Annotated in this window: 19 protein-coding genes; 7 read left to right on the top strand and 12 right to left on the bottom strand. The window is 60.3% G+C overall.

Annotation, left to right across the window (positions count from 1 at the left end):
* Positions 1-191: 191 nt before the first annotated feature.
* The 5 genes from CUJ91_RS23785 to CUJ91_RS23765 form a co-directional block, all read right to left on the bottom strand.
* Entirely contained in the window at positions 192-632 is a 441-nt protein-coding gene (locus CUJ91_RS23785) for a hypothetical protein (RefSeq protein ID WP_029970698.1), read from the bottom strand.
* Entirely contained in the window at positions 632-2,536 is a 1,905-nt protein-coding gene (locus CUJ91_RS23780; RefSeq protein ID WP_167450669.1) for an RICIN domain-containing protein, read from the bottom strand. The genes CUJ91_RS23785 and CUJ91_RS23780 overlap by 1 nt, the downstream gene beginning before the upstream one ends.
* A gap of 76 nt (positions 2,537-2,612) precedes the next feature.
* Entirely contained in the window at positions 2,613-3,236 is a 624-nt protein-coding gene (locus tag CUJ91_RS23775; RefSeq protein WP_044020130.1) for an SCO family protein, read from the bottom strand.
* Positions 3,237-3,493: 257 nt separating this feature from the next.
* Complete coding sequence (locus CUJ91_RS23770) at positions 3,494-5,296, bottom strand: NosD domain-containing protein (RefSeq protein WP_114157305.1); 1,803 nt, start codon at positions 5,294-5,296, stop codon at positions 3,494-3,496.
* Between the two features lie 54 nt (positions 5,297-5,350).
* The gene (locus CUJ91_RS23765) at positions 5,351-6,262 is read right to left on the bottom strand and encodes a polysaccharide deacetylase family protein (RefSeq protein WP_167450689.1); all 912 of its coding nucleotides are present in this window, start codon (positions 6,260-6,262) and stop codon (positions 5,351-5,353) included.
* 586 nt (positions 6,263-6,848) lie between these two features.
* Here CUJ91_RS23765 and CUJ91_RS23760 point away from each other — a divergent pair.
* The 3 genes from CUJ91_RS23760 (at position 6,849) to CUJ91_RS23750 (ending at position 11,576) form a co-directional block, all read left to right on the top strand.
* Positions 6,849-9,101 (top strand): polysaccharide biosynthesis tyrosine autokinase, encoded by a 2,253-nt coding sequence (locus CUJ91_RS23760; RefSeq protein WP_107709720.1) that lies wholly within the window; start codon positions 6,849-6,851, stop codon positions 9,099-9,101.
* A 392-nt stretch (positions 9,102-9,493) separates the two neighbouring features.
* Positions 9,494-10,435, top strand: coding sequence for a hypothetical protein (locus CUJ91_RS23755; protein WP_244231078.1), 942 nt, complete (start codon positions 9,494-9,496; stop codon positions 10,433-10,435).
* Positions 10,436-10,445: 10 nt separating this feature from the next.
* Positions 10,446-11,576 (top strand): hypothetical protein, encoded by a 1,131-nt coding sequence (locus tag CUJ91_RS23750; protein WP_114158043.1) that lies wholly within the window; start codon positions 10,446-10,448, stop codon positions 11,574-11,576.
* 17 nt (positions 11,577-11,593) lie between these two features.
* Here CUJ91_RS23750 and CUJ91_RS23745 read toward each other — a convergent pair whose 3' ends face one another.
* The 3 genes from CUJ91_RS23745 to CUJ91_RS23735 all read right to left on the bottom strand — a co-directional run bounded on the left by CUJ91_RS23745 (position 11,594) and on the right by CUJ91_RS23735 (position 14,754).
* Positions 11,594-12,526 (bottom strand): glycosyltransferase, encoded by a 933-nt coding sequence (locus tag CUJ91_RS23745; protein ID WP_114157303.1) that lies wholly within the window; start codon positions 12,524-12,526, stop codon positions 11,594-11,596.
* A 73-nt stretch (positions 12,527-12,599) separates the two neighbouring features.
* Positions 12,600-13,541, bottom strand: coding sequence for a glycosyltransferase (locus tag CUJ91_RS23740; RefSeq protein WP_006047156.1), 942 nt, complete (start codon positions 13,539-13,541; stop codon positions 12,600-12,602).
* A 58-nt stretch (positions 13,542-13,599) separates the two neighbouring features.
* Positions 13,600-14,754 (bottom strand): glycosyltransferase, encoded by a 1,155-nt coding sequence (locus CUJ91_RS23735; RefSeq protein ID WP_167450668.1) that lies wholly within the window; start codon positions 14,752-14,754, stop codon positions 13,600-13,602.
* Positions 14,755-15,068: 314 nt separating this feature from the next.
* Here CUJ91_RS23735 and CUJ91_RS34190 point away from each other — a divergent pair, with 314 nt between their 5' ends.
* Positions 15,069-15,212: a hypothetical protein gene (locus CUJ91_RS34190; RefSeq protein ID WP_161966593.1), complete on the top strand. Its 144-nt coding sequence runs from the start codon at positions 15,069-15,071 to the stop codon at positions 15,210-15,212.
* Positions 15,213-15,856: 644 nt separating this feature from the next.
* Here CUJ91_RS34190 and CUJ91_RS23725 read toward each other — a convergent pair.
* The 4 genes from CUJ91_RS23725 to CUJ91_RS23710 form a co-directional block, all read right to left on the bottom strand.
* Entirely contained in the window at positions 15,857-16,987 is a 1,131-nt protein-coding gene (locus tag CUJ91_RS23725) for an amidohydrolase family protein (RefSeq protein WP_208716194.1), read from the bottom strand.
* Positions 16,988-16,995: 8 nt separating this feature from the next.
* Entirely contained in the window at positions 16,996-18,303 is a 1,308-nt protein-coding gene (locus CUJ91_RS23720) for an MFS transporter (protein ID WP_114157300.1), read from the bottom strand.
* Positions 18,304-18,420: 117 nt separating this feature from the next.
* Positions 18,421-19,695, bottom strand: coding sequence for a CaiB/BaiF CoA transferase family protein (locus tag CUJ91_RS23715; protein WP_114157299.1), 1,275 nt, complete (start codon positions 19,693-19,695; stop codon positions 18,421-18,423).
* Positions 19,692-20,678, bottom strand: a complete 987-nt coding sequence (locus tag CUJ91_RS23710) for a hydroxymethylglutaryl-CoA lyase (protein WP_006047151.1) — start codon at positions 20,676-20,678, stop codon at positions 19,692-19,694. Before CUJ91_RS23710 ends, CUJ91_RS23715 begins: the two co-directional genes overlap by 4 nt.
* Before the next feature lie 237 nt (positions 20,679-20,915).
* Here CUJ91_RS23710 and CUJ91_RS23705 point away from each other — a divergent pair, with 237 nt between their 5' ends.
* The 3 genes from CUJ91_RS23705 (at position 20,916) to CUJ91_RS23695 (ending at position 25,890) form a co-directional block, all read left to right on the top strand.
* Entirely contained in the window at positions 20,916-21,689 is a 774-nt protein-coding gene (locus CUJ91_RS23705) for an IclR family transcriptional regulator (protein ID WP_006047150.1), read from the top strand.
* Positions 21,690-22,332: 643 nt separating this feature from the next.
* On the top strand, positions 22,333-24,762 hold the full coding sequence (locus tag CUJ91_RS23700) for a flavin monoamine oxidase family protein (RefSeq protein ID WP_114157298.1): 2,430 nt from the start codon (positions 22,333-22,335) through the stop codon (positions 24,760-24,762).
* Between the two features lie 237 nt (positions 24,763-24,999).
* Entirely contained in the window at positions 25,000-25,890 is an 891-nt protein-coding gene (locus tag CUJ91_RS23695; RefSeq protein ID WP_114157297.1) for a nitrilase family protein, read from the top strand.
* Positions 25,891-25,911 lie beyond the last annotated feature (21 nt).

Genomic DNA, 25,911 nt, shown 5'->3' with positions numbered 1-25,911 from the left:
TTGTGCTTGGTAACGCCGCTAAAGCCGCTGTTGTATGGTGGCCAATGGAAACTGGCATCCAACTATCACGGTGTGCTCCGTCAGTGCGTAAGTTGACATAATATAAATTATCAACAAATCGCATGTGCCAGCTGATTTGAAATGTCGCGTTTCCCACCCGATGCCACACCGGCCGCTTCACCGCCTCACCATCAAGGCCCAGTAACAAACCGCCAAAGCGCCGCACACTCGGCACGCGACAACTGGAAATGAGGCATCGACTTGCGCAGCAGCACGCTTGCTGGATCGATGCCGTCCTCGATGGCTCGACAGAACGCCACCGGGTCATACTGACTCGGCGGCCCGCCTCGGCGGCTCTTTGCGTCAAGCAGATAGCCGCGTGTCAGCGGCGGCGCAAAGCTGGGCGCCGGCTCCGTCCGCGTGTGGCAATTGATGCATCGGGTGGTCCATTCCGGCAGCGCTTGATTGTCGTCGCGCAGATGCGCCGCTGCCGGACGTTGCCCGGTGAAAATCGCGCACCCGATATCGTCCGGTTTGCAGCGCTCTTCAGCATGCGCAAAAAGCGCAGCGCCAAGTAGCGCCAGGCAGACCGTCCAGCGAGCCGCGAGGCGCGAGGTTGTCGACGTCGTCATCAGTGGAGGCGCAACGTGCGTGACACGCTCGGCACGCCGTTCGTGCTCATCGCGAACAGCATGTAGTAGCCGGGAATCACAACACCAGGATCGGCGGGAATCTTCAGGATGAATTCGCCGGCCGTACCGATCGTGAAACTCAACGGCACGCGTCGCTGCTCGTTGTTCACTGCATGTGTGTTGGACGACAAACGCATCAGCGCGAACGCCTTCACGCCAGTAGTGGCTTTCACCGCGATGGACGTGCCGAGTTGCGCGTCGGCCGGTACGTTGCTGAGCGTCGGCCGCGTGGCCGCCGAACCATCCGCATTGAGCAGATACGGCGGTGTGAGTATTTCGATGTCCGTATGGTTGGTCGCACAACCACCGCACAAACCGCCGCCGCCGCTGAGCACCCGGCCGTCCGGCAATAGGAGCGCAACGCTGTGATAAGTCCGCGGCACGGCCTGCGGCGCGAGTTGCGAAAAGACCTTCGTCGTCGGGTCCCACAACTCGGGAGTCAGCACCGCGGTGTCGTCCGAGAAAGGCTGTGCGAACGCCTGGCCGCCCACCACGACGACCTGTCCGTTCGGCAACACGACGCTGCTGCTGAATGCCCGCGTATAGCTCATCGGAGGCAACGCGGTCGCGGTCGCGGTACCGGTGCTGATATCGATGAGCGTCGCATTCGAAGTCGCATTCGACTGCTCATAACTCGGCGCCCCGCCGACAGCGAGAATCTTGCCGATGTCGTACATGACCGCGTTGCCGTTCATCGCATCGGTATCGTTCGCGCGCTTGCCCGCATCGGTCACATTGCCGTTACCCGCGGTGTCGAACCAGTGCATGGCCTGGCTCGGCCCCGCGTGGAAAACGCGTCCGTTGGCCACCGCGAACAACCACGCGTGGTTGTCGGCGCGGAATATGCCCGCCGCGTCCTGGGTCAATATGTAGTCGGCGAGTATGGCGCCGTTGATTTGCCAACCCGAACCCGATGTCCACGTCTCGCCGTTCTTGCCGCCCTCCCCGCCATTCCACGAACCGCCCAGCGTGAACACGCTGCCGTTGCTCAACGTGACGGTGCCCTGATAGCCGCGCGGGATTTTCATCAGGTTGCTTGATGACCATTGACCCGTCGACGGCGTGTAGATACTCGTCTTCGAACTGCTCGATCCGCCGTTGACCAGCAAGCGGCCGTCAGGCAGATTCGCGATGCCCGGACAGAACATGTCGTGCCCGGTATTGCTGACCAGTACCTGCTTGTTGGTTCCTGTGGTTGGGTTGAAGACTGCGGTGTAGGTCTTTCCCGGCGTGATTTCACCCGAGGTGAAATCGAGCAGCATATCGGAGGACCACACCAGCACGTTGCCATCGGGAAGATTGGCTGCTGCTGCGGGAACCATCGGCACGCCGAAAGGCCCCGACCATTTGGACGGCAACGTCTTCACATTCAAACCGCTCAACTGCCAGGTCTGCAGCGCGCTGCCATTGCATGTCTGCTGGCGGATTTGCTGACCCCATCCAGTGAGACTCTGCGCGGCCAGACACAAGCCGCTATGCGCAGCCACTATCGCGTAGCCGTTGCCTTGCGGCTTCGCGGTGAAGGTCTGGTTCGTCTGACCGTTGCACGACCACTGGATGATCGCGGCGCCCGCAGCCTTGCTCTCCGCGTTCACATCCATGCACAGGCCGCTGTTCTGATTAACGAAATGGAATTGCGACCCGATAGGTACAGGCCGCCACTGCTGATTGGCGCCGCCCGAGCAGCCCCAGGAGATCACCGAAGCGCCGGGAGTGGTCGATGCAGAGTCGACGTCCGCGCACACATTGCCGCCGAGCGCTATCGACCCTACCGTTTGCGCTTCTACGCGTCCGGCAAACATGGCAAGCGTCAACGCCAGTGCAGCGACGAAAAATGCATTCATGCACTTGCCTGCATAGCGCGGGAAGAATCTGACAAACGGAATTGGCGCCACGGTTTCTGCTCCAGTGAAGGTTGTACTACGCGCGCCCCAATGCGCTCAGCGCATTGCAAATTTCATCTGCACGCGGAAGATCCGCGCTGCGCCAGCGCAATCGCGCGTTTGCATCGAAGCAGTAGATCTGGGTTGCGTGATCCGCAATGTTGCCGAGCGGCAGGCGGCTGCCTGCAAGGGCCATACGCATGCCGTCGATGTCGCGCAATGTCGGTGTTGCCGCAGTCCACGCAGGGCCTGCCTGAAAGCGCTTGAGCCACGCATGCAACGCGGATGGCGAGTCGGAGAGCGGATCGATTCCTATCGACAGCAATCGAACCGGATAACGCCCACGTATTTGTGGCAACCGCTCCTGGACCGCGCTGAACAGCGCTCCTTGCAAAGGACATACGGAACTGCATCCGGTATAGATGGTTTGAAGCGCAGTCACGCCGCCTAGCAACAAGCTGTTGAGCAATCGCTCGGTGCCGGCCTGATCGACCAGCCGCGTATCGTCGAGACGAACAGGCGGCGTGACGAGACCGGAGGTTCCATGCTGTGCATATGACGGCAAAGGCGCCGCCGCGATAGCAAGCGATGCGATATCGCGCAGGAAGACGCGACGCGACGATCTTTCAAGCGGGATGGACTCGCCGGCTTTAGCGCGCATGAGAGCTTTCGGATCAAACAAGGTGTCGTCCTCCGCAAAAGCTCTTTGGGGAAGTCGGCGATCGCTACGTTGCTTCGGTTTCGGGGGGCGGAAAACCGGTCACGTATTGGAGGTAGCGATTAACGCCGACGGCAAACGATCGTATGCGAAGATCGCGGCTTCGGTTTGTTTAGTACCCCACACTTCGCAGTGTTTGATGACGCAAGCGAAAGCACTGCGGCGATCTCTATTAATTCGCGTGCCGCGATGCTGTTTTTTTAACCCGCGCTGGCATTGCTCGCGAGCAGCATTCCCGAACCGCGAGCCTGCGAATAGCCCGTGCCGCAGCTCATCGCACTGTTACCGGTAACCGACATGTCGGTGCAGCCAGACAGATTCATGCCGGTCTCGCAACGGCGCACGAGATTCGCCGACACAACGCCGCCGATGCGATTTGCCGCTGCGATTCCGCTTCCGCCCGGCCCGTTGAAACCTTCGACGACATTGCCGACTACCACGGCGCCCGTCGCGCTCGCCTCGAGATAGATGCCGTGCTTCGCGCTTTGCTGACCGAGTACGGTATTGCCGTTGATCACGGGATCGGACACGTCCATACAATGGATTCCATGCGCGCCCATGTAGCGCAGGTTATTGCCGAGAATCGACGGCGAATCCTGATACTGCGCGAAAATGCCGATCGCGCCATCCGCGGCATTACACAGCACACTGTTATTGGTGACAGCGGTGCCCTGCCCGCGCTCATGCCATTTGAAAGTCAGTAGCGGCGAGCCGGCGCCTATCGGATTGCTTGCGAGCAGCGCAGTCCCCGCAACACTCACAACGAACGTCGCTGACGGCACGCCTGGCCCGGTGATGAGCTGCCCAAGTTGCACGGCCGGATTTGCAGATGCAAGCGTGGCGCGAGCCGTGCCGTTTGTCGCCGCCCGCTGCTCCACCGCGACCGCGTCATCCACGTCCGAGCCCAGCAAGCAGATTGCGGCTCTCGCGTGACCGCGCGTGAGATCGATGGTATTGCCCGATATCACGCATTGCACCGCTCCGCCATACACGGCAATGCCGGCGTGAATCGGGTCCCATGCGGACCCGGTGCCGTCCGTTGCGGCGCGGTCGAATATCACCGCGTTGCCTGTGACCGAGCACGCCAGCGATCGGACGATAGCGATGCCCCACCACTTTGCGCCTTCGCAGGTGTTGCCTGTGATGGTCGAGTTGTTGACGTTTTCCGTGACGATGCTTCGTCGAAACGGACCTCGCACGACGTTGCCCACCACCGTACACATGTTGTCCTGCAGTGGGAAAGAGTCGGCATGGTAGTCTGCCAGCCCTTCCATGTGGATGCCGATGCGGCAGTCCTGACCGGCCTTGGCCGTCACGAGATTGCCGGTGATCGTCGCCGCGCAACCCCAGACCGTGATACCGTCGCCGCGATCCTCGCCATACGTGGATTTTTGCGTGGGCCCGCCGCCGGCGCCGATACAGTCGATAACCCGGTTATTCGCGATGATAAAGTCGTGGTACTCGCCAGTCGATTCAACCTGGATGCCATTCTGAAAATAGCGAATGGTCGAGCGCGTCACGGAACCCAGACTTGCGCGAAACATGATGCCGACGTTTCGCGCCCCGCTATTCGACTGAAGCATGTTCGGGTTCGTCAGATAGACGCCGTCAAATTCGCAGCCTGGAGCAGTCACCGTGATCGCCGCCGCATTCGCGATGCCTGCGGTAAAGCGCAACTCGCCGCCGCCCATCACCCGAATCGTCTTCTCTATCTTGAGCGGCTTCGTCAGCTTGAACACGTAACCGCCGGGCACGTCCACTACTGCGGCGCCGCTGCTGAAAGCCGCTTGTATCGCGGCGCTATGATCGAGCGACGGCGCGCCGGAGCGTGCGTCAGCGCGTGCCTCGGCTGACATGAAGTCGAGCACGCTTGCTTCACCATTCGGCCCGCGTACATTGACTGCATTCGACGCAGTTGCCGGATTGGCCGAAAAGTACCCCGCCACTGCCGCGCCCGCGGTCGTAGTTATCTTCGTCAGGAAGTTGCGCCTTTGTTCACTCACAATTTTTCCAGCAAGTTGGAGTACAACTGTTGGCCGCTGCGACTTACCGCTTAATTAACCGGCATTCGTCTGCGGCTTGCCAAGGCGAGCAAAGTTCAGCGTTCTGATCAGTATCGACTTGACCGTGCCCAAAGGTAGAAGCCGCCAGGCGAGCGGCACGCCCGTCATTTGCGCGGCAAACCACGGTAATGAGGAATCGTCTTCGATATCGAATGCGCTCAGGCGAAACGGATCGCTTCTTTCGTCGTTCCAGCCCACTGCCGTAGTGCGTCCGGTCTTGTATCCGGTCGCCTTGAGCATCGCCACCTCGCGCGATCCATATCGGCCATACGGGTAAGCAAAGTGTTCGCAAGGTGAGCCGGTCAACTGCTCAACCTCACGCTTCGATTGCGCGAGTTCGTCGATACATTCCTGGTCGTCGAGGCGTGTGAGCGTCGGATGAAAGCGCGTGTGCGATTGAAAGTCCACGTACGGCAGCATGGCTTCGATCTGCTCTCTGCTTAGTCCGCTGACCGGTGCTTCGTCGCTGCGCACGTCCTGTTGAAATCCGCGCCGCGCTAACTCCTCGAGCCTTTGCGAATTGGGGAGCTTGATCAGACGCTTGACTCCCGCATGCTGCGCGCCGGGTGTCAGCCACCAGTGAGTGCGCTCGTGCGCAACGATACTGCTGCAAATGTAAATAGTCGGACGAACACCATGCTTGATGAAAACCGGCAACAGTGCCGCGTTTCCGACGTGGCCATCGTCGAATGTCAGTGCTGCGCGCCGGCGACCCTTACCCGGTTTATTTACTTCGGACATCGGAACAAAATCGCAATACCGCTTCAAATACGCAAGATGTAAATCCAGTGTGGCAGGATCGGGATCGTGATAAAGAAGCACCGCAACCCGGTCTCGCCATAGCAGCAAGCGTGTGAGCGCGGGCAAGCCGCTTACAAGAATGGCGTGCGTAAAGATCGTGCGCATTAGTTGCTTCGGCTTCATGTCACCTCTTGAGATCACGAAGTACAGCACGTGTTGTGCGCTTCCTTATACCGTTGCCGATAAGGTGCGAACGTACGGTTAACCACAAACGCGCCGTGTGCGCCGACTTTCGCGTAACGGCTTTGCTTTTTGCGAATACGATCGCTAGAAAACGCAGCGCAAGTGATCCAATAGAACTTGTGCGCTCGCGAACATACGCGTCGAAAATGGCATCGCAGACTCTGGCAGTGCTGACCGGTGCGCGTCACGCAGTGCGCCGCCTTCACACCGTTCTACATGCGACCCGGCTTCATTCAGGCACGAAGCGAGTGCGACGAGTCGCAGCATTCCGACAACGTATGAGCCTTGTTTGCCGCCATGTTTTATCGAGGCAAGAAAGAGGCGTCTGATCGGCATTTCCACGGGTTCGAACGACGCTCCTTGACCCGAGCGGAAAGCAATGAGCCGCGGCGCTTACGCGCGGTAAGCAGACCAATAGCATCCGGCAACGGAACTTCGCTGGCATCGGCGGCTGCGCATCAATGTGTGTGCGGGCAGTCGGTTAAACCTCTTCGATGATGGGTTCCCTATGAACGAGTTTTCTCCAAAATCGCAGGCTGCCGGCTCCGGCCAGAATGACGTGAATCTGGTGCGTTACGTCGACGTCGTCCTCGCGAACCGGTGGCTTGTACTCGCCATTACGAGCATGGTGCTGGCAATCGGTGTCGCGTACAGCTTTCTCGCACCGCCCGTTTATCAGTCGGATATTCTCCTGCAGGTTGAACAGGAGAGCCCCACCAACACCAAAAGTCTGCTAGGCGACGTGTCTAGTCTGTTCGACGTTAAAACAGAAACCACCGCGCAGATTGAAGTACTGCGCTCGCGCATGGTCGTGGGAAATGCGGTCGACAATCTCAGACTCTACATAAGCGCCGAGCCGAAACGCTTTCCGCTAATCGGCAATTGGATCGCGCGCTGGAACAAGAGCCTGTCTCAGCCCGGCCTGCTCGGCGTCGGCGGCTTTGCGTGGGGCAATGAATCGATCGATGTCGGGACGTTCGATGTCCCCGAGGATCTCGAAGGCGATGACTTCAAGCTGACCTCGCTTGGCGGAGACCGCTATGTGGTCGACCAGAAGCAGCTTGATGCGCCGATCTACGGACGCGTCGGCGAGACGATCGTTTCTAATGAGAGCACCGGCAAGATAACGCTGCGCGTGCAAACACTCAATGCGAATCCCGGCACCGAATTCGTGCTCGTGCGCAACGCGCGACTGAAGACGCTGGAAAACCTGCAAGACAAGTTGTTCATTGTTGAAAAAGGCAAGCAGAGCGGCATCATCGGCGCGTCATTGACAGGCACGGACCGGCAACTGACCGCGAAGATCCTGAACAATATCGGCGATGAGTACGTCGCCGCAAATATCGCGCGCAAGGCTGCCGAGGCTGAAAAGTCGCTCGCGTTTCTCAGCGATCTACTCCCGCAACTGAAGAGCGAGCTTGAAGAATCCGAGCGCAACTACAACGCATTGCGAATCAAGCGCGGCACATTCGACATCAGCGAGGAAGGCAAGACGTATCTGCGCGAAAGCGTCGAATTGCAGGCGAGCGCGCTTGCACTCAAGCAGAAGCGTTCGGAACTCACTGCGCTTTTCACGAGCGAGCATCCGTCGGTTCGTGCCGTCGACCAACAGCTTGCCTCCCTGAGCGCTAAAGAAGCCGCGGTCTCGCAGCGAATGACTTCACTGCCCGAACTCGAACAGGAATCGTTGCGCCTGATGCGCGATGTGCGCGTCAATAACGATCTCTATGTCGGCATGCTCAACAACATGCAGCAGTTGAAGCTCGTGCGCGCCGGCAAAGTCGGCACCGTGCGCCTGCTTGACCGTTCGCTCGTACCGAAGGAGCCCATCAAGCCGAATAAGCCGCTGCTGATCGCAGCGTCCGCGGTACTCGGCCTCTTTCTGGGGATAGCCGCAACTTTCATGCGCCACATACTGCGCGGCGGCGTGACGAACCCTCAGGACATCGAGCAGGAAACCGGTCTGACCGTGTATGCGACTGTGCCGGTGTCGCGCACACAAGCAACGCTCGAGCATGATTCGCCAGAACGCAGCGAGGGTTTGTTGTTGCTGGCGTCGCATTCTCCCGGAGACCCATCGGTCGAGAGTCTGCGCAGTTTGCGTATTGTGCTGCAGCTTTCAATGCTGGAAGCGGGCAACAATCGCGTGCTGCTCACCGGTCCGAGCGAACAGATCGGCAAATCGTTTCTGTGCGCGAATCTCGCGGCCGTGATGACCGGCTCCGGCAAGCGTGTGCTGCTGATCGACGCCGATTTGCGCAGAGGTCATTTGAACGACTATTTCGGCAAGGAATCTCAACCAGGGCTCGCGGACGTTTTGACGTCGAATGCCACGTTGGACGAAGCTCTGCAGCGTAACGTCGCGCCCGGACTCGACTTCCTTCCCAACGGTACTACGCCGTCCGACCCCGCCGAGCTTCTAATGGGCGACGCAATGGCGCGTCTTCTCGAATCGGTAGGCGACAGTTACGACATGGTGTTGATCGATACGCCGCCTGTGCTCGCGGTATCCGATGCGGCGGTAGTGGCGCACCGTTGCGGCACCGTGTTCCTCGCCACGCGCTTCGGCACGACTTCGGTCGACGAAGTGCGCGAGTCCGTCAAGCAACTCAGGCATGCGAACGTGGAAGTCAAAGGCGTGATCTTCAACGCCTTTCATCCCGCGGCCTATCGCTACAGCCTCGGTTCGCATGCGGGGCGAAACCGGTATCTGTCGTATCAGTACGCGACTGCCTCGAGCGATTCCAAATCCAATAGTTGACCGGCGTCCAACGGTATGCCGCAAAAAGCCTTCACGGCCGATGCGGCATGACCAGGACGGCTTTGCCCAAACCGAACTCCAAATAGAAGATGATCGTCAATGTAAAGCATTCGGTGGTTAGTATCGCGGGCGTTGTCCTAAGCCAGGCCGCGAACTTCATTGCGGTCATATTGATTGGGAAGTTCTGCGGGCCGAGTGAGCTCGGTTACTTCAGTCAGTTGAATGCGATTGGCCTGTTCGCCGGTTCCGTGCTGGGCTTGCGGCTCGAAGTGGCCTGCATGGCAGCGGATAAGAAGCTCGCCGTTCAGGCGCTGGTGAGTTCGAGCTGCGTTGCGACGGCAATCGCTCTGCTGCTCGCCGCCGTCGCGGTGGTCACTGGCCAGCAGAAGTACTTGACCGTCGTGGTGCTCGCGACCGGCGTATTTCTCCAGCAGGCACTGTCTTCCGCACTGGCGAGCGAGCGCAAGTACCTGAGCATTGCCGTACAGCGTGCATTTCCCAATGTTGCATTCGCGGTCGCATTTATTGCACTGATGATGGCAGCGAGACCCCCGTGGAGCGGCCCGGATATCTTCGCGGTATATAGCTTCGTGTTTTTTGCTTCGGCCGTCGTCCCATTGGTCGGCTATCTTTTTGCTTCCCGACCGATGCTTTCGTCGGAGTGCCTGAAGTTCTCCCGGCTGCAATTGGATTACGCCAAGTTCTCGCTGCCGACAACGTCGCTTAATTCGGTCGTGATCTACTCAATCGCGATCCTGATGCCGCTCGCTTTCGCCCCGCACGACGCGGGCGTGTTTGCTCTCGCCTATCGCGTCGGCTATTTCCCCGCGTCGCTTCTGTCGCAGAGTCTCGGGGCTGTATTTCGCCGGGACCTGATCGATCTGGTGGAAAGAGGAACGGACGTGCGCAGCGGCAGAAATCCGGCGACATCGTTCTCGCTGGTTTTGATGCCGTTGAGCGTGGTGCTCATTGCCGCCGGCTATCTCGGTCTCGCGCTCATCATCAACTTCAAGATGGGAGATTTGTGGCAGCAGTCGATGGAAGTCTACCTGCTGTTTTCGCCGTACTTCCTGACAATGGCCGTGTTCGGTTCGCTTGCACAGGTTTTTATCGTCTTCAGGCAGCAGAAGTTCGATCTGATGATTCAACTGATGAGCGCCGCCAGCATTTTCGTCATTTTCTCTTTCAAAAGCTTCTTCAGGCTCGACTTCATGTCCGTTGTGCTGCTTCTCAGTTTTATGGGAACGCTGGTGGCATGCATCGGAATCTACTATTCGGTGAACGTGGCGAAAGGCGGCATGAGCATCAAGCCGCGGGATTCAGTCGCAATCTAAGGGGATGAACGTGCGCATTGTCAAAGTACCTGGGCTGATCGGGCCGAGCGCGAGTCCCGGCGTGTCGGCGACAATCTGGGTGCTGCTGCTCGCGCTTCTTTGCTTCGTTGCCGTCGCGCATGAAACGGTGCTGCCGGCCAAGTTCCTGCTCGACGAGCAGGTTATCCTCGAACGCATGGTGACGGTTAGCCGCTTCGAAGCGTTCGGCGACTCCTTCGACAACCTCGCGTGGACTTTGCGGTGGCTCGGCGCGGGTACGGCGGGAATATCCCTGATCGGATTCTTCGCGTCCACCGTCGGACTGGTGCTCGCGATCTGGCGTTCGGGAGTGACGTCCCTGACCGGCACGGAGTTCCTGCTCGCCTGCTTCTGGCTCGTTGCACAAACGGTCTACATCGGCATGCCGTCGAAGGAGATCGTCATCTCGCTGGCGGTTCTCGTGATTCTGCAGTGCAAGGACTCGCGGTTCATCGTTGTCATATTCACCGCTTGCGTCGCGCTGATCGCCGTTTTCTTTCGTACCTACTGGGCGATTACATTGGCGCCGGCGCTATTGCTCTACTTCGGGCCCGCCGTGCTGCGCAAGCCGCTGTCTCTTGCGTTCGTTGCTGTCGTCCTGTTCGCGTGCGTGGCCGTCAACTTCCGCATTCAATACGGCGAAACGCTGGACTTCGCACGCCAAATGGTCAACGAGTCGAGATATCCGAACGAGGTGGGATCGCTTATCGTACAGGTCATTCCGGGTGGCAATATAGTCTCGGACGTGACGAACGCCATGCTTATTCTCGGGACATTCCTGCTGCCATTACCGCTGATTCTCTCGGGTGTGGCGACGCAGACCATCGGCGGAATATGCACGTTTTTTACGCTGGCGTTGATGTTCTCGCGGTATCAGGGAAGACGCGCGGTGGCGGCGCCCGATCGTTTCGGGAAGCTGTGCTTCTGTTTTATCGTCAGCTTTCTTGCGACTCAGGCGATCTTCGAACCGGACTATGGATCGTTTCTCCGCCACCTATCGCCGATCTCACCGCTTATGCTCTATCTGCTGCTTTCATCGCGTTCGGAGCGGGAGTCGGAAGCGCCTCGCTCCGCTATGATCCGGAGCGCCCGCTCGCATTCCGGCCAGCCGGCGCGCGGATAACCGCGATCGCACGACACTCAATGAACGCGCAGCGCCGCGTTCAGGCAGCGGTCTATTCCCGACGAGGCGATCACGTTATTCCACCGCAAGTGAGTGAGACCGGAAGGGTCGTTCGCTGGCACGGTCTCATCCGACAGGTGACCGATTCCTGCAAAGATGTCGCGCCCCGTTACCTTGCACAGTATTCCGAATTCGGCAGCGGCCGTGAGGTTCGACGGCGAATCGTTGCAAATGATCCTTTTGCCTAACGCGGCATACTCGAGGAGCTTCGTCGGCGTCTGCACGTTGTACGGGCGCGAGTAAGGAATCGTGGAAATGGCGTACTCGCAGTTCTTCACGACATCGAGCGCGTCGCGCTGCGGCAGTTTTCCCGTGAATATCAGGCCGGGCGCGCCATGATAAGCGTCGGCAATTTCCTTTTCCACGGCGCCGACAAGCACCAAGGTTTCAGAACCGCGCCGCGCCGAGGCGAAACCCGCGAGGAATTCATCGACGCCTCGCTCCCGCGTAATTTCACCCATATAGCAAAAGGTTCCTGCGGGCAGCGACCCGTTGCGGGTTCCCCTGCACGAGAAGATCCAGTCAGGCACGCCCATAGGCAACAGGATGGTTTCGACACTGTCGTCGAAGTTCATGACCTTCTGCATGGATTCGTTCTGAAAAATCCGGAGATCCGGACGCGGCTGCAGTAGCTTCTTCGCCGTGTCTTTCAGTGCAATGTAGCTACCCACCGATAGCGAGCGATAGTCGTGAATCACGTAGCGCGACGGCAGTCTGCGTGGATAGAACCCCATGATGCACCAGAGCACATAGTTCTGCGGGTCGGAGATCTTTCTGTATTCGGCCATCGTCCCCGAGTCGACAAGATAGCCGTTCTTCTGGAAGTACTCGGTGTATGCGGCGACCTCGGGATAGTTCGCCTTGCCCGTATGCAAAATAAACAGTTTCACTTTGTCCTACCTCCGTTTCTCACACCCGGCACCCAGGTGATCGACGAACTCTCTGTCTCTGACGGCGTTACTCTTATTGGCTCAAGTTTATTTTTTGCGAAATATAGCTATTGATGTTCGACTTCTCGATCACGCTGTCCCACGCAAGCTGCGTGAAGTTCGCCCTTTCATTGGGCTTCGCCGTTTTCATGGTGGCGATCGTCATGCCGGCGAAGATGGAGGAGCCGGTGATGATGCTGTTGATCCGCAAATCCTCGCAACACGCGACGTTCGACGGCGAGTCATTGCACAAGATCTTCTTTCCGAGCGCCGCATACTCGAGCAACTTGGTCGGCGTCTGATAACAATGCGGGCGGTGGTACGGAAAGTACGACACCGCAATCGACGACTTCGCGACAAGTGCAAGCGCCTCGCGCTGCGGCAACGGGCCCGCGAACACCAACCCGCGCTTGCCGGCGTATCGCTCGTAAAGACGCGGCTCGGGTTTGCCTACGAGCAATAGCGAAACATCGCTTTCGCGGAAGTTCTCAAGGAACGCGTCAATGACGAGATGAAATCCCCGCTCGAAGCTCATGTCGCCGATATAGCAGAAGTCGGCGATATCTTCAGCATCGGGCGCTTGTTGCGGCACCTCGAAGATCCATTTCGGAACGCCCATCGGAAGTATCACTGACGGCACGTCGTCATTGAACTTCATGATGTTCTGCTGCCGCGTGTTCTGGAAGATCCGCAAATTGGGCCGCGCGTTCAGATAGCGCTTGGCGATGTCTTTTAGTCCCGCCGAGCCGCCCACGGAGAGCGACCTGTAGTCGTGAATGACGAAGTCCGACGCCAGTTGCTTCGGATAGAACCCCATGATCGCCCACACCAGAAAGTCGGCCTTGTTCTCCAACGCCTTGTAGTCGGTCAGCGTTCCGGCGACCACATCGACACCGCGTGCAGCGTAGTAGTCCTGGTATGCCAAAAGCTCGGGATAGTTGGCCCGCCCCGGATGCAACAAGAAAATTTTGTACACAGTGGGTCTCTCTGAATCGTTGGTGCGCTCAACTAGTCGATCGGATCGAATGCCGGAACTACACTGACTTGTCCGGGTTAGGCTGGATATCGCAAGGTCCGATCGAATGGGTGTCCATGACTTCCTTGCTGCGTTTTTCCGTGGTGGACTCGTAAGTGCTCAGCCATCTGTGAAAGATGATGTCCATCGAAAATTTGGCGACCGCGAGTTCTCTTGCGGCCGCGCCCATCTTTTCTCTCAGTTGCCGGTTGCCGCGGAGCTGCTCCACGTAACCCGGCATCTCTTCGTCGGACCCGACGAATCCCGTCACGCCGTGAACGACCACGTCGCGATTGCCGACCACGTCCGTCACGACCGCGGGGATGCCCGCGACCTGCGCTTCGATGAGCGCCACGGGCATGCCTTCCCAGCGCGAGGTCTGCACGTAGATGTCGAGTTCGGACATCAACGCGAGAGCGCGCGAACGAGTTAGCCAGCCACTGCATGTAAGCGCCGACGCCTGACTCGCATCGGGCACCTCTTCTCGATTGCCGCCGATCCACACAAAGCGCGTGGTCGAGTCGTGCAATGTGTTCGCAAGAGAGATAAAGAGCTCGTGATGTTTCTGGAACGACGCGCGGCCATTCATTCCGATGACCACATCTCCGTCGTCGCGAATTCGGCGCAATGGGATGCTGCTAATGTCGACGCCGTTCTCTATCAGTTCCGCGTCCTTCACTCGCACCTTCTCTTCGATTTCGCGCAGCTCTCCCGGCGAACACGCGACCACCGTTCCGCCCATCAGGTCGGCCATACGCTCGAACATCAGATACGCAAGCTGCTTCGTGCGAGAAACGTCGCGACGCAAGAATGCAAGACCGTGCGGCGAATAGAGAACCTTCGCGTTCTGCGTCGCAATCTTGGCGGCCGCCCGCCCTAATACGCCGGCCTTCGACGAGTGAAGATGAATCACCGTCGGGTCGACGCGCCGCATATGTCTCGCCAGTTCCCACACGCTCGACCAATCCTTGCGAACATGCACGTCCCTGCACATGGACACGTGCACGAGGTCGACCTTGGGGTGGAACAGTTCGACGAAATTCCTGGGCGTTTCAGGTCGTGTCGAGTAAAGCACCGTGACATGCGCGCCGACTGACGCCGCGCGGTTGCAGAGCTCCGTGAGCATCGACAGAACGCCTCCTCCGAATGCCTCGGTAACGTGAACGATTCTCATGGGGCTCCCACGCCAATTAACGATTTGCCAACTTATTCGCCCTGCTCGCCGTCCAGATATGCGCCAATTAACCGGGTGTCCTGGAGCCTGCGTCCGTTTTAAAACGCAAAATGCGAAAATTAATCTGCGCAACTGGAAGTCATGCGTGAAGCGTCGCCCAGGTAATCGATTTCAGGGCGCCGCGTTCTTTTTTTGCCCGTAGCGAACACCGTTCAGGCCGCAATACGCGAAGCAATAAAATGGATTAATACCAGTTAACGCGAACACGCAATTCGAGTTGCTAATCAACGCGAGACTTAGCTTTTTTCGGATTGATGCTTGTCGATCAACAAGCAAACAAGGAAGGCTTACTGCTTCTGCAAACGCGGATTTCGCAAACCGCGATGGAACAAAAAGGAAAATCAGGCTCGCCGCATCTTTTAAATGCCGAAAAATGCAATGCGCAAAACCCTGCGTGACGATAAAAGTCTAAAAGTTATCGCTCCGTGCGGAAGGACACATCGCGCGGTAAGTTTTGCAAATGGCGTTTTGCAAAGAGCGGTAAGAGTGACTTTCAGATAATATTATTACTTGGCGGGGATTTTTCGATTTTATTCTGGGTCCAACCCATTGATTCGCGGTGAAGCGGCTGGAATGGATATAAGCATGGTTCATTCACAGCGGATAGACCGCCGGAGCGCTTCTACAAACGGGCGGCCAGGGGCGAAGAGAGCAGCGTATGCTTGTGTCGGAAGGTCCGGGACGCGCAGCGCAACGCCTGCTCCTGGCAAGCATGGCCGTAACAGGCGGTGAACGTTGTACAACGAAGCTGTGACCGTCGTCCTGTCGTTTTGATCGTGTACGCTTTGCTTTTTCTATGGAGTACGGCGTTGACAGCGATTCCGATGGCCCTGAGGATCAAGCACGCGTTCTCCGTTGTACGCGTGCTGTGCATCTTTCTTGTGCTTACCGTTTGCATGCAAGTCGTCCAGACCTTCGAACGGTTCGCCGAGCGGCGCAAGGCGCGTCGCGACAATAAATAGCTTTGGCATCGCGATGCGCCGGGTGGCGCGGCTGCGCTTCTCGCCCGGCGTCGGTAGTGAACGAGTTCGAAAGACCGTCGTCAAGCAAGCCGATAAACGCGCGAGACTGTGCCGCGAAACAGTGCCGCGCGTTCGCCGGCGCTTGCATGCGCAGTGAGGCGCTTGAACGCATTCCAGCCGTTGCTATACGGATACGAGCCTTTGTCGACGGGGAAATTGCTTTCGAACATGCAGCGGTTCACACCGAACGCCTCGATGCAGGTATGCATCCACGGTTTCCACGCGTCGGCCAGTTCTACCGACGACGGCGGACGCTCGCCCTTCTCGAAGTCGAAGCCGTTGATCCGCATTCCAAGGCCGCCGACCTTCACATAGACGTTCGGCAGTTGCGCCAGTTGACGCATCGAGCGCGACCAGTTGTCGAAAACCTCTTTGCGCTTGTCCGCGTAGCTCGCAATGCGCACGACCCCGCCGCAATGATTGATGATGATCGGCATGTCGGGGTATGTCTTCGCGAGATCGAACAACTCGGGGAGTTGCGGAAAGAACAGCCACGCATCGTATGAAAGACCGCGTGCGGCCAGTTGCGCGACGCCTTCGCGATAGCTCGAATCGAGCAGCAGACCACGCGGAACCGCGGACAGCGGATTGACCAGCGTTTCATCGGCGTCCCACGTCACGAGGTGCCGAACGCCTCGAAAGCGCCCTTTGCCCGCCTCGATATGCGCGTCGAGCACGCTTTGCACGGCCGCGCCGCGACGAAGATCCGCGTAACCCACAATGCCCTTTGCGACCTGCGGCGAACCGGCGGGCAACGCGGCAACGGCGTTCGCGACATACTCCGTTTCTCCCACCGGGCGCAGCTCTTCGGGGCCGCTCTGACGATAGCGCGTCAGTCCCTGCATGAAGACGGACGCCGTGATGTTATGCCCCGAACGTGCATCGGCGAGATAGTCGTCGAGCAGATAAATCCAGCCGGGACGCTCGTAGAAGTGATGATGCGCGTCGATGATCGGCATCTCCGGCTCGATGGCGGCTTCGGTGCCCGACGCGAGCCATTCCGGGCGAACCGGCAGATAGTTGCTCGTGGTCTTCATGCTGTGCGTGTCCTCTGTGGCGAACGCATGCGTGGGTGCGATGGCGCAAGCCGCAACCGATGTCGCGGCAGCGCTGAGAAAGTTGCGTCTTCCTCGTGAACGGATTGTGTTCATGGTCATTTTTATTGGTCGCGATTGAATGCGTAGAGCGACAGCGTCAGCAGCGTCGTGATGCCGAGCACGATGGCAAGTCCCATCATCCCCGCCGTGAACGTGCCGAAACTGTCCTTCAGATAGCCGACGAGATACGGGCCGGCGAAGCCGCCCAATGCGCCGATCGAATTGATCAGCGCAAGGCCGCCCGCGGCTGCCTGTCCCGACAGAAAGCGGGCCGGCAGTGTGTAGAAAATGGTTCGTCCGGCAATCGTGCCGATGAGCGCGAGCGTCACGCCGAGCAGCGCCGGGCCGAGTTGGTGAAAGTGCGTCGATACGCCGAGCGCCACCGCGCCGATCAAGAGGCCCGCCGCGAGATTCGCAATCGCTCCGCCCCGCCGATCGACGCGTTTCGCCCACCACAGCAGCGCGATCGTCGCGAAGAAGTAAGGCACCGCGGAGAGCCAGCCGGTCTGCGTCACGCTCATGCCGTGTCCCTTGAGCATCTGCGGCAACCAGATGCCGATGCCGTACGAGCCCATCGTGAAGCCGAACGAGATCATCGCGAGGATGTAGACGCGCACGTCCTTCAGCGCCGCGCCGAAGTGCTTTTCCTTGCGTCCCGACGATGCTTCACGATCGAACGCACCCTGCAGCGCTTCGCGTTCTATCGGCGACAACCATTTGGCGTCGGCCGGCCGATCCGCGAGCATCTTAAGCACGAGGAAGCCGAGCACACACGCGGGCAATCCTTCGATGATGAACATCCAGCGCCAACCGGCCAGACCCAGCACGCCATCCAGTTGCAGAAGCCAGGTCGACAGCGGCGCGCCGATCAGCGACGACAGCGGCGTCGACACGGTAAACCACGCGAGCACGCGAGTGCGGTATTGAGCGGGAAACCACACAGCCAGAAAAAAGATCACGCCGGGAAAGAAGCCCGCTTCGCCAATGCCGAGCAGCAGCCGGATCGCGTAGAAGCTGTTGGGCCCGACCGCGGCCGAGGTCGCCGCGGCCATCAAGCCCCACGTGATCATGATCCGCGCGAGCCAGCGTCGCGCGCCGAAGCGATAGAGCGCGAGGTTGCTCGGGACTTCGAAGATGCAATATCCCGCGAACATGATGCCGGCGCCCCAGCCGAACTGCGTCGCCGTGAGCCCGAGTTCCTTGTTCATCGTCAGAGCGGCGAAGCCGACGCTCGTACGGTCGAGGTAATTGAAGAAGTACGCGAGCGCGAGCAGCGGAATAAAGCGCCACGCCGCCTTGCGCACCGCCTGCTGTTCGAGCGAACTGTCGTTCACCCTGCCGGCAGCCATGCCGGGGGAAATTGAGGTCATCGTCGTCTCCATGACTTCGCCGGTCCGCTGCGAGAATGGGCGCGGCCGGGCGGTTTGATGCGTTGGCGGTTTTAACTTTTGCGGTTGCGGCTTTTGCGGCTTTCACCACTAACCGCTTCAGGCACTGGCAAGCTCGTTTGCAGATGGGCTGATGCGATCGCCGGCCTCCCATTCCTGACAGCGGACAACGCCGGCCTCGGTCAATTGCCTGACGTGCTCAGCCGTATAGCCAAGCTCCGACAGCAGCGCCTGCGTGTTCTGTCCAAGCGCTGGCGGCGCGGCGCGCAGGCGCAGCCGCTCGCCGGCAAGCGTCAGCGGCAACAACGCCGTTCGCGTGGTAACCGGCTGTCCCGCACCGCTTGCGTCGGGCGGCAAGGTCACGTCGGCGAGTCCGCCGGTCGCGAGAAGATGCGGATCGTCGAACAGGTCCTGGGGCTTCGTGATCGGCGCATAAGGCAAGCCGATCCGGTCGAAAATCCGGCTGATTTCCGCCGCGCTGAACGCCTCCATGTGCGTGCGCAGCCGGGGCAACAACCAGTCGCGCGCCTGAACCCGCTGGTTGTTGGTCGCGATCCGTTCGTCCGCTTTGAGCTCGTGCAGACCGAACGCATCGCAGAAAAGCGCCCACTGCGTGTCCGATACCACGGCGAGGAAAATCTGTTCGCCATCCTTCACGGAGAACACGTCGTACACGGCCCACGCGGACAGGCGATTCGGCATCGGCGCGGCGGCTTTGCCGGTCACCGCGAACTGCATCATGTGCTGCGCGACGAGAAACACGTTGTTCTCGAAGAGCGCACTCTGCACTTCCTGACCCTGCCCTGTGCGTTCGCGCTGCGCGAGCGCGGCCATCGCGCCGATGGCGCCGAACATGCCGCCCATGATGTCGTTCACGCTCGTGCCGGCGCGCAGCGGCCGGCCTTCGGGCCCGGTCATGTACGCGAGGCCGCCCATCATCTGCACGACTTCGTCCAGTGCCGTGCGATGGTCGTAAGGCCCCGGCAAAAAGCCCTTGTGCGAAACGTAGATGAGGCGCGGGTTCAGCTTCGACAGCGCGGCGTAGCCGAGCCCGAGCTTGTCCATCGTTCCGCTCTTGAAGTTCTCGCTGAAGATGTCCGCGCCGCCCAGCAGCTTGTGCACGATTTCGAGCCCGCGCGGATCTTTGACGTCGACGGCAATGCTTTTCTTGTTGCGGTTGAAGGTGCCGAAGAAGCCCGCACCCGAACCGCGGAGCGCGCGCGTGCTGTCGCCGGCGATCGGCTCGACCTTGATGACTTCCGCACCCAGGTCCGCGAGCACCATGCCGCACGTCGGCCCCATCACCATGTGGGTCATCTCGACCACGCGCACGCCGCTATAGGGCAGCGACGGGTTGTTCTGGGCATCGCTCATTGCGCGGCTCCTTTGAGGCAGGCTTCCGGCTGGACGGCGCTTGGGCCGCGGCCGTCCGCGTAGGTGAATCCCTTGGGCAAGCCGGCGTCCTGCACGTGTCCGTACAAGGCTTCGCCGGGGAGCGCGTCGGCCAGGATCGAGCGCGCGGCAACGAGCGCATCGATGTCGATGCCGGTGTCGTATCCCATCGCTTCGAGGAGGAACGCGAGGTCTTCGGTGACGATGTTGCCGGTCGCGCCTGGCGCATAGGGGCATCCGCCCAGACCTGCCTGACTGGAGTCGATGGTCGTGACGCCCACTTCGAGTGCCGCGACCACATTGGCGAGACCCTGGCCGCGCGTGTTGTGAAAATGCGCGCCGCCCGCCTTGCTGCCGAACTCGGTTTGCAGGCGGCGAAACAGGCGTCGAACCTGGGCCGGATTCGCATAGCCGCTGGTGTCGGACAGGCCGATTTCATCGACGCCGCACGCCGCCATCGCGGCGCACATGCGGATCGTCTCGTCGTCGCTGACCGCGCCGGCAATCGTGCAGCCAAACGCAACCGACACACCGGCTTCGATTGCAATGCCGGGAAATTCAGCGTCTCGCAACGCGACGATCTGCCGGACCTCTTCGATCATCTGATCGGTCGTCTTGCGGATGTTGGCCAGCGAGTGCTCGTTCGTCACCGACACCGGCAACGTCACTTTATGGACGCCCGATTCGAATGCCGCCTGACATCCGCGCAGGTTCGGCGCGAGGACCGCGACGTTCAGTCCTGGGATCGTCAGCGCGTGCGCGACGACCTCGCGGATGTCGGCCATTTGCGGCAGCAACTTCGCGGGCACGAACGAGCCGACTTCGATTTCCTTGAGCCCGGCTGCGGCGAGCGCGGAGATCCAGCGCAGCTTCGCGTCGGTGGGCATGACGGTTCGGATGCTCTGAAGGCCGTCGCGCGGACCGACTTCACTGATCATCACCGGTAAAGGGAGAGACGTATTCAAGAGATGCTCCTTATCGTTCTGCTATACAGAATGGTGTTCTGTTAAACAAAACTATAGGAGCGCGGTGATTGCGCATCAAGCGGGTAAACCCGTTCGCCGTGTCCGTTTTATAGAATAACGTTCTTCTATGCAGAACGACGTGGACAGTGTTTACCCTTGTATGGGTTACGCCCGACGAAAGTTGACGCATCTTCGGCGAGCCCCTACGATGGTCTGCACAACAGAACGGTATTCCAGATGCAAGCGGACGATGCAGACAAAGGTGGCGTAGCAGCACTAGACCGGGCCTTCGCCATTCTCGGCGTGTTCCAGCCGGGCGAACGCGCGCTTTCGCTCGCCGAAATTGCCCGGCGAACGGGCTTCTACAAAAGCACGATTCTTCGATTACTGAGCTCGCTCGAACGCGGCGGCTTTATCCGAAGGCTTGACGGTAACTATTCGATCGGCCCCGAGCCGCTTCGGCTCGCCCAAATATTTCAGGAGTCGTTTCACATCCGCGAGGTGATCGAGCCGGTATTGCGGCAGCTTTCGGACGATTCGGGCGAGACGTCGTCGTTCTACGTCAGGCAAGGCGAATATCGCGTGGTCTTGCATCGCGTCGAGCCGCCGCGTTCGGTGCGCGTGTCGATTCGTGAAGGCGAGCGCTTTCCGATCGATCGCGGCGCGTCGGGAAAAATACTCATCGCATTTTCGAAGCCGTCGCGAGCCACTCACGATGCGGTGCGCGAAAGATTGTGGGCGTTGTCCTACGGCGAGCGCGACCCCGACACGGCCGCCGTTTCGGTTCCGGTCTTCGGGCCGAACAGCGAACTCGCGGGCGCGTTGACGTTGTCGGGTCCGAAAGATCGCCTTGGCGCCAGCGACAAGATGCGAGCCGCGTGCAATCTGTTGCTGACCTCGGCAGCCCGGGCGACGGCTGCGCTCGGCGGCGATCATCGCCTCTTCGCGTATGGCATCGCGCTCGCCGCGCAGTTCGATTTCGCGCTGCCGGGTGAAACGCAAAAAGCGTGAGCGTGTATCGCGGATATGGCCTATGGGCGATTCGTCGCATAGACCTGCGGCTCACTCTCGCCCTGCAACTCAGCGCATATGCCGTAGTGTCGAACATCGTCTGACGCGGCAATAGTCCGACACTCTGAAACGCCACGCTGATCTTGTCGCGGCCTGGATCACGCAAGCCTTTGGCGTTGCGTTTAATGCGCTCATCGTCGGAATGACTAATACGTTCTGGCGCATCGCCCCGCATTGCAAGCGCTGACAACTCTCCCTTCCCTGTTCGTTTCTCCGTCACGCGATTCGCTTCGCTGCGGGCGGACGGCGCGCGCGATAGTACCTTTCCTAGCGGCATCAACGTTCGCGCAGCGACGCTGCCGTCGCCGGCGTGTGTGCGGCTGCCAAGTGCTCGCAGACGCGCGATGAGCGGCAGTAAGCAGGCACCAGACGACTAGCAAGCGATCAGCAAGCCGACCGCTCATCGGCCGCCGAATCCGGCTGACCGGCTCTATCGCCTCGACGCACTGCATGCATTGCCGCTCGCCCTTCATCCATTGCACGCCGCCGGCGGCCCGTGCCCGCACTAGCACTCGCACTCGCTGCACAGCGATCCGGTTCACGCGGTCACGACATAGAGACAACTTAACCAGGGAAATACGACATGCCTCAGATCGAACCAGGTTCCTCCGCATCCGGCCACAACCCGCACCTGCCGCCGCCCGGCGGAATTCCCGCCGAGGAGCCGGCCACGCCGTCGGCTACACCGCAACCGCTCTCGCCCAGCCTTCCGACTGCCAGAGCGCGAGGCCCCGAAGGTTCCGGCGAGCCCGCGCCGTCGGCACGCCCGCGCCAGGCGCTGCCGGCATCGAAGACTGACACAGCCGCGCCGGCGCGGAGCAAGGAATGGCCCGCCAGGATCTCCATGCGCGACTATCTGACGCCGGAGAACTGCGGCGCGCTCGCTCGCGATGGCTCGCTTTCGATGCTCGGACGCGCGCTGCCGCGGCTGACGCCGCAGACGGTCGGACGTTATTTCAAGGAGCCGGTGGGCGACTGGCCGCGCGATCGCAACAAGCTTGGCCCCGCGGTCAGTAAAAATCTGACGCTGCTCGCCAGCATGGAGGAAGGACCTAAGCGCGAGCAACTGCACTTAGAGACGACGCTGCAATGGCACGCGCTCTGCGAAGCCGAGCAAGGCGACGTGCTCGAAGCGCTCGGCACGCGGCAAGCGGACCTTCTCGGCGATACGGCGCGCCAGGCTTCGAACGATCTGCCGCGCACGCCGGTTCGCGACTGGCTCGAGCATACGGCCGTCTTCATGAAGCCCGAAACCGCCGCGCGGCTGCTCAATTCGTGCACGCCGGAGGCGCGCCAGAAGCTCGACATGCCGATGCAAGCCGCAGGCGACGACGCGGATCTCAAAGCGCTGCTGAAGGACCGCTTCACCGATCTGCGCATGACCATGCCGCTCGATCACATGTACGACTACACCGGTTTCTGGTGGGACAACAACCGCCAGGTGGGGACGCTGCCCGAAGGCGTCGCGGAGAACCTCAAGGTCTGCGTGGTCGGTGCGGGCCCGGCCGGCATCATGGCGGCGGACGCGTTGAACCGCATCGGCGTGAAGCCGGTCGTGCTCGAACAGGCGGATCACATCGGCGGACGGATTGCGTCGGGACGCTGGGAAGACGACCCCACGCCCTATCATCCGGGCGGCATGCGCTTTCACACGACGCGCGGCAACTTCTACTGGAGCCTCGCCGAACATTACGGCCTGGAGCATGTGCCGTTTCCGAATTCGAGTTCGGTGCAGACGTCGTATCTTATCGGCGGCAAAGTGTATGAAGCGCAGCCCGGCGAGGCGCCGGAGAACGCGACGATGCGCAAGGTCGCGGAAGACGTCATGCGTTCGATGACCGAGCCGCTGCTCGCGCCTATCCGCGAAGCCCGCGACGCAGGCGATACCGCGCGCTTTCGCGAGCTGTGCGACGACGCCAAGCAGAAATTCGACAGCCACACGTTCCAGTCCGGCCTCAAAGAGCTGCTGAAGGAAAAAGGCATCACCTGGAACAAGGACGAATGGCGCACGTTCGGCGCGACGGGCATCGGTGTCGGCGGCTATTCGGGCTATTTCAGCACGGGCTTTCTGGAGGAATTCCGTTTTCTCGCGGACGAGCGTCTGGAGGATCACGTCGCGCTCGTCGACGGCGCGGATGCCCCGCTCTACAAGGTGATCGAAGATAGCGACGATCTGCCCGAAGGAGCCGTTTCGCTTGCCGAGCAGAACGCGATCCAGCTCAACGCCGAAGTTACGAGCATCAAGAAAGTGGACGGAAAGTACCAGGTGACGTGGCTCGACAAGACGAGCAAGGAAACGAAAACCGCCGAGTACGACGAACTTTTTTTTGCCGGCGGTCCGCGCGAGGCCGTGCGTCTTGGCCTCACGGGTCCGCAGGAAGGTTCCGAGCCGCTGCTGCCGGACGATTTCGCCGCTGCCGTCAAGGACGCTCGCGTGGTGCCCGCCACTAAGATGGCCGTGAAGATCGCCGCGGATCTGCTGGAAGACCGCCAACTGCCGGGCAATGTTCAGGCAGACGAACTATTTCAGCAGTCGTACGTGGTGCCTGCCCGCGACGGCGGCGCCGTGGTCTATCCGAGCTATACGCTCGGCGACAACTCGACGAAAGTCGCCGGCATGACGGGCCGCGAGCAGATGGACCTATTCATCCAGACGCTTCGAAACGTGGCCTCGCGCGATCCGGAGAATCCGTCGCATAAGAAGCTCGCGGATCTCGCCGACGTCGTCGAGCAGAGCCGCGAGGGCATCGCGTACACGCACTGGGGCCTGGAGCGTCATCAGTGGGGCGCGTTCAAGATGGACGGACCGGACCAGCTCGACAACACGCGCACGCTGTATGCCGCGCTGCTGCGCATGAGCGACGGTGCAATCGCGATCGGCGAGGAACTGACGTTCGAGGGCGGCTTCGCGAGCGGCGCGCTGGCGTCGGCGACTCATGGCGTGCAGCAGTTCGTGCGGCGTCAGGGCGGGACACTGCCGCCGAATTCGCCGTACTACCAGGAGTTGCTGTAAAGCCGGCATGGCAAACGGCGACCGGCAAGCAGCAAAACAAGTGCTTTCCCTATAACCGTCCTAAGTGCTTGACATGGGAAATTTGATTTCATAAATTCGTTCCCAGTCTGTCGCCATGAATCTTGTGGCGGCACACGGCAACGTTGCCGTGCTACACATGGAAGGCTATGCAGCCCCCTAACCTTGCGTTTTCAACGCTGGTCAGGGGGCTTTTTGTTTTGGGAGACGAAAACAGCAATGTCGCACTACGACCTCGCAAAGCCCGGCTCAGAGGAACTCGTCATCGCGTGCGTGCAGATGGAGCCGCACATCGGTGCGAAGCGCGCCAACGTGGCGCGGCTGATCCGGCATGTCGAAACCGCCGCGGGTAACGGCGCATCGCTCGTCGTATTGCCCGAGCTGGCGACGACCGGTTACGTGTTCGCGGACCGCGACGAGGCGTTCTCGCTTGCCGAAGGCTTGCCCGATGGCGAGACGCCCCAGCTCTTCGCCGAGACCGCGCAGCGCCTCGGCGTTCATATCGTCACCGGCATCGCCGAACGCGCCGGCAAGCGTCTTTATAACTCGGCGCTCTTCACCGGTCCTTCCGGCCACATCGGCATTTATCGCAAGCTGCATCTGTGGAATAACGAAAACCGTTTCTTCGAGCCGGGCGATCGCGGCGTGCCCGTGTTCGGCACACCGCTCGGGCGCATTGCGATTGCAATTTGCTACGACGGCTGGTTTCCGGAGACTTACCGGCTCGCGGCGATGCAAGGCGCGGACATCGTATGCGTGCCGACCAACTGGGTGCCGATGCCCTCGCAGCCCGACGACCGCTCGGCGATGGCGGCGACACTCACGATGGCCGCCGCGCACAGCAACGGCATGGCGATCGCGTGCGCGAACCGCATCGGCACCGAGCGTGGGCAACTGTTCATCGGTCAGAGCCTGATCGTGGGCGGCGACGGCTGGCCGCTCGCGGGGCCCGCGAGCATCGATCGCGAAGAAGTTCTGTACGCGACGATCGACGTCAAACGCACTCGCGCCGCGCGCACGCTGAACGCTTTCAATCACGTCTTGCGCGATCGCCGCGCGGACGTGTACGACCCGATGCTGGGCGCGCGCTGGCCTTCTTTCCAGACATGAAGCATGCCGTATTCGTGCAAC

Source organism: Paraburkholderia graminis, assembly GCF_003330785.1.
GTDB classification, from domain to species: Bacteria; Pseudomonadota; Gammaproteobacteria; order Burkholderiales; family Burkholderiaceae; genus Paraburkholderia; species Paraburkholderia graminis.
This window is presented reverse-complemented; position numbering and strand designations above follow the sequence as displayed.

What these genes read in the sequence shown, in the direction of transcription:
- CUJ91_RS23785 (WP_029970698.1), bottom strand. Translation starts at nt 632, where the DNA reads ATGACGACGTCGACAACCTCGCGCCTCGCGGCTCGCTGGACGGTCTGC.
- CUJ91_RS23780 (WP_167450669.1), bottom strand. Translation starts at nt 2,536, where the DNA reads ATGAATGCATTTTTCGTCGCTGCACTGGCGTTGACGCTTGCCATGTTT.
- CUJ91_RS23775 (WP_044020130.1), bottom strand. Translation starts at nt 3,236, where the DNA reads ATGCGCGCTAAAGCCGGCGAGTCCATCCCGCTTGAAAGATCGTCGCGT.
- CUJ91_RS23765 (WP_167450689.1), bottom strand. Translation starts at nt 6,262, where the DNA reads ATGCGCACGATCTTTACGCACGCCATTCTTGTAAGCGGCTTGCCCGCG.
- CUJ91_RS23760 (WP_107709720.1), top strand. Translation starts at nt 6,849, where the DNA reads ATGAACGAGTTTTCTCCAAAATCGCAGGCTGCCGGCTCCGGCCAGAAT.
- CUJ91_RS23735 (WP_167450668.1), bottom strand. Translation starts at nt 14,754, where the DNA reads ATGAGAATCGTTCACGTTACCGAGGCATTCGGAGGAGGCGTTCTGTCG.
- CUJ91_RS34190 (WP_161966593.1), top strand. Translation starts at nt 15,069, where the DNA reads ATGCTTGTCGATCAACAAGCAAACAAGGAAGGCTTACTGCTTCTGCAA.
- CUJ91_RS23725 (WP_208716194.1), bottom strand. Translation starts at nt 16,987, where the DNA reads ATGAACACAATCCGTTCACGAGGAAGACGCAACTTTCTCAGCGCTGCC.
- CUJ91_RS23720 (WP_114157300.1), bottom strand. Translation starts at nt 18,303, where the DNA reads ATGACCTCAATTTCCCCCGGCATGGCTGCCGGCAGGGTGAACGACAGT.
- CUJ91_RS23715 (WP_114157299.1), bottom strand. Translation starts at nt 19,695, where the DNA reads ATGAGCGATGCCCAGAACAACCCGTCGCTGCCCTATAGCGGCGTGCGC.
- CUJ91_RS23705 (WP_006047150.1), top strand. Translation starts at nt 20,916, where the DNA reads ATGCAAGCGGACGATGCAGACAAAGGTGGCGTAGCAGCACTAGACCGG.
- CUJ91_RS23700 (WP_114157298.1), top strand. Translation starts at nt 22,333, where the DNA reads ATGCCTCAGATCGAACCAGGTTCCTCCGCATCCGGCCACAACCCGCAC.
- CUJ91_RS23695 (WP_114157297.1), top strand. Translation starts at nt 25,000, where the DNA reads ATGTCGCACTACGACCTCGCAAAGCCCGGCTCAGAGGAACTCGTCATC.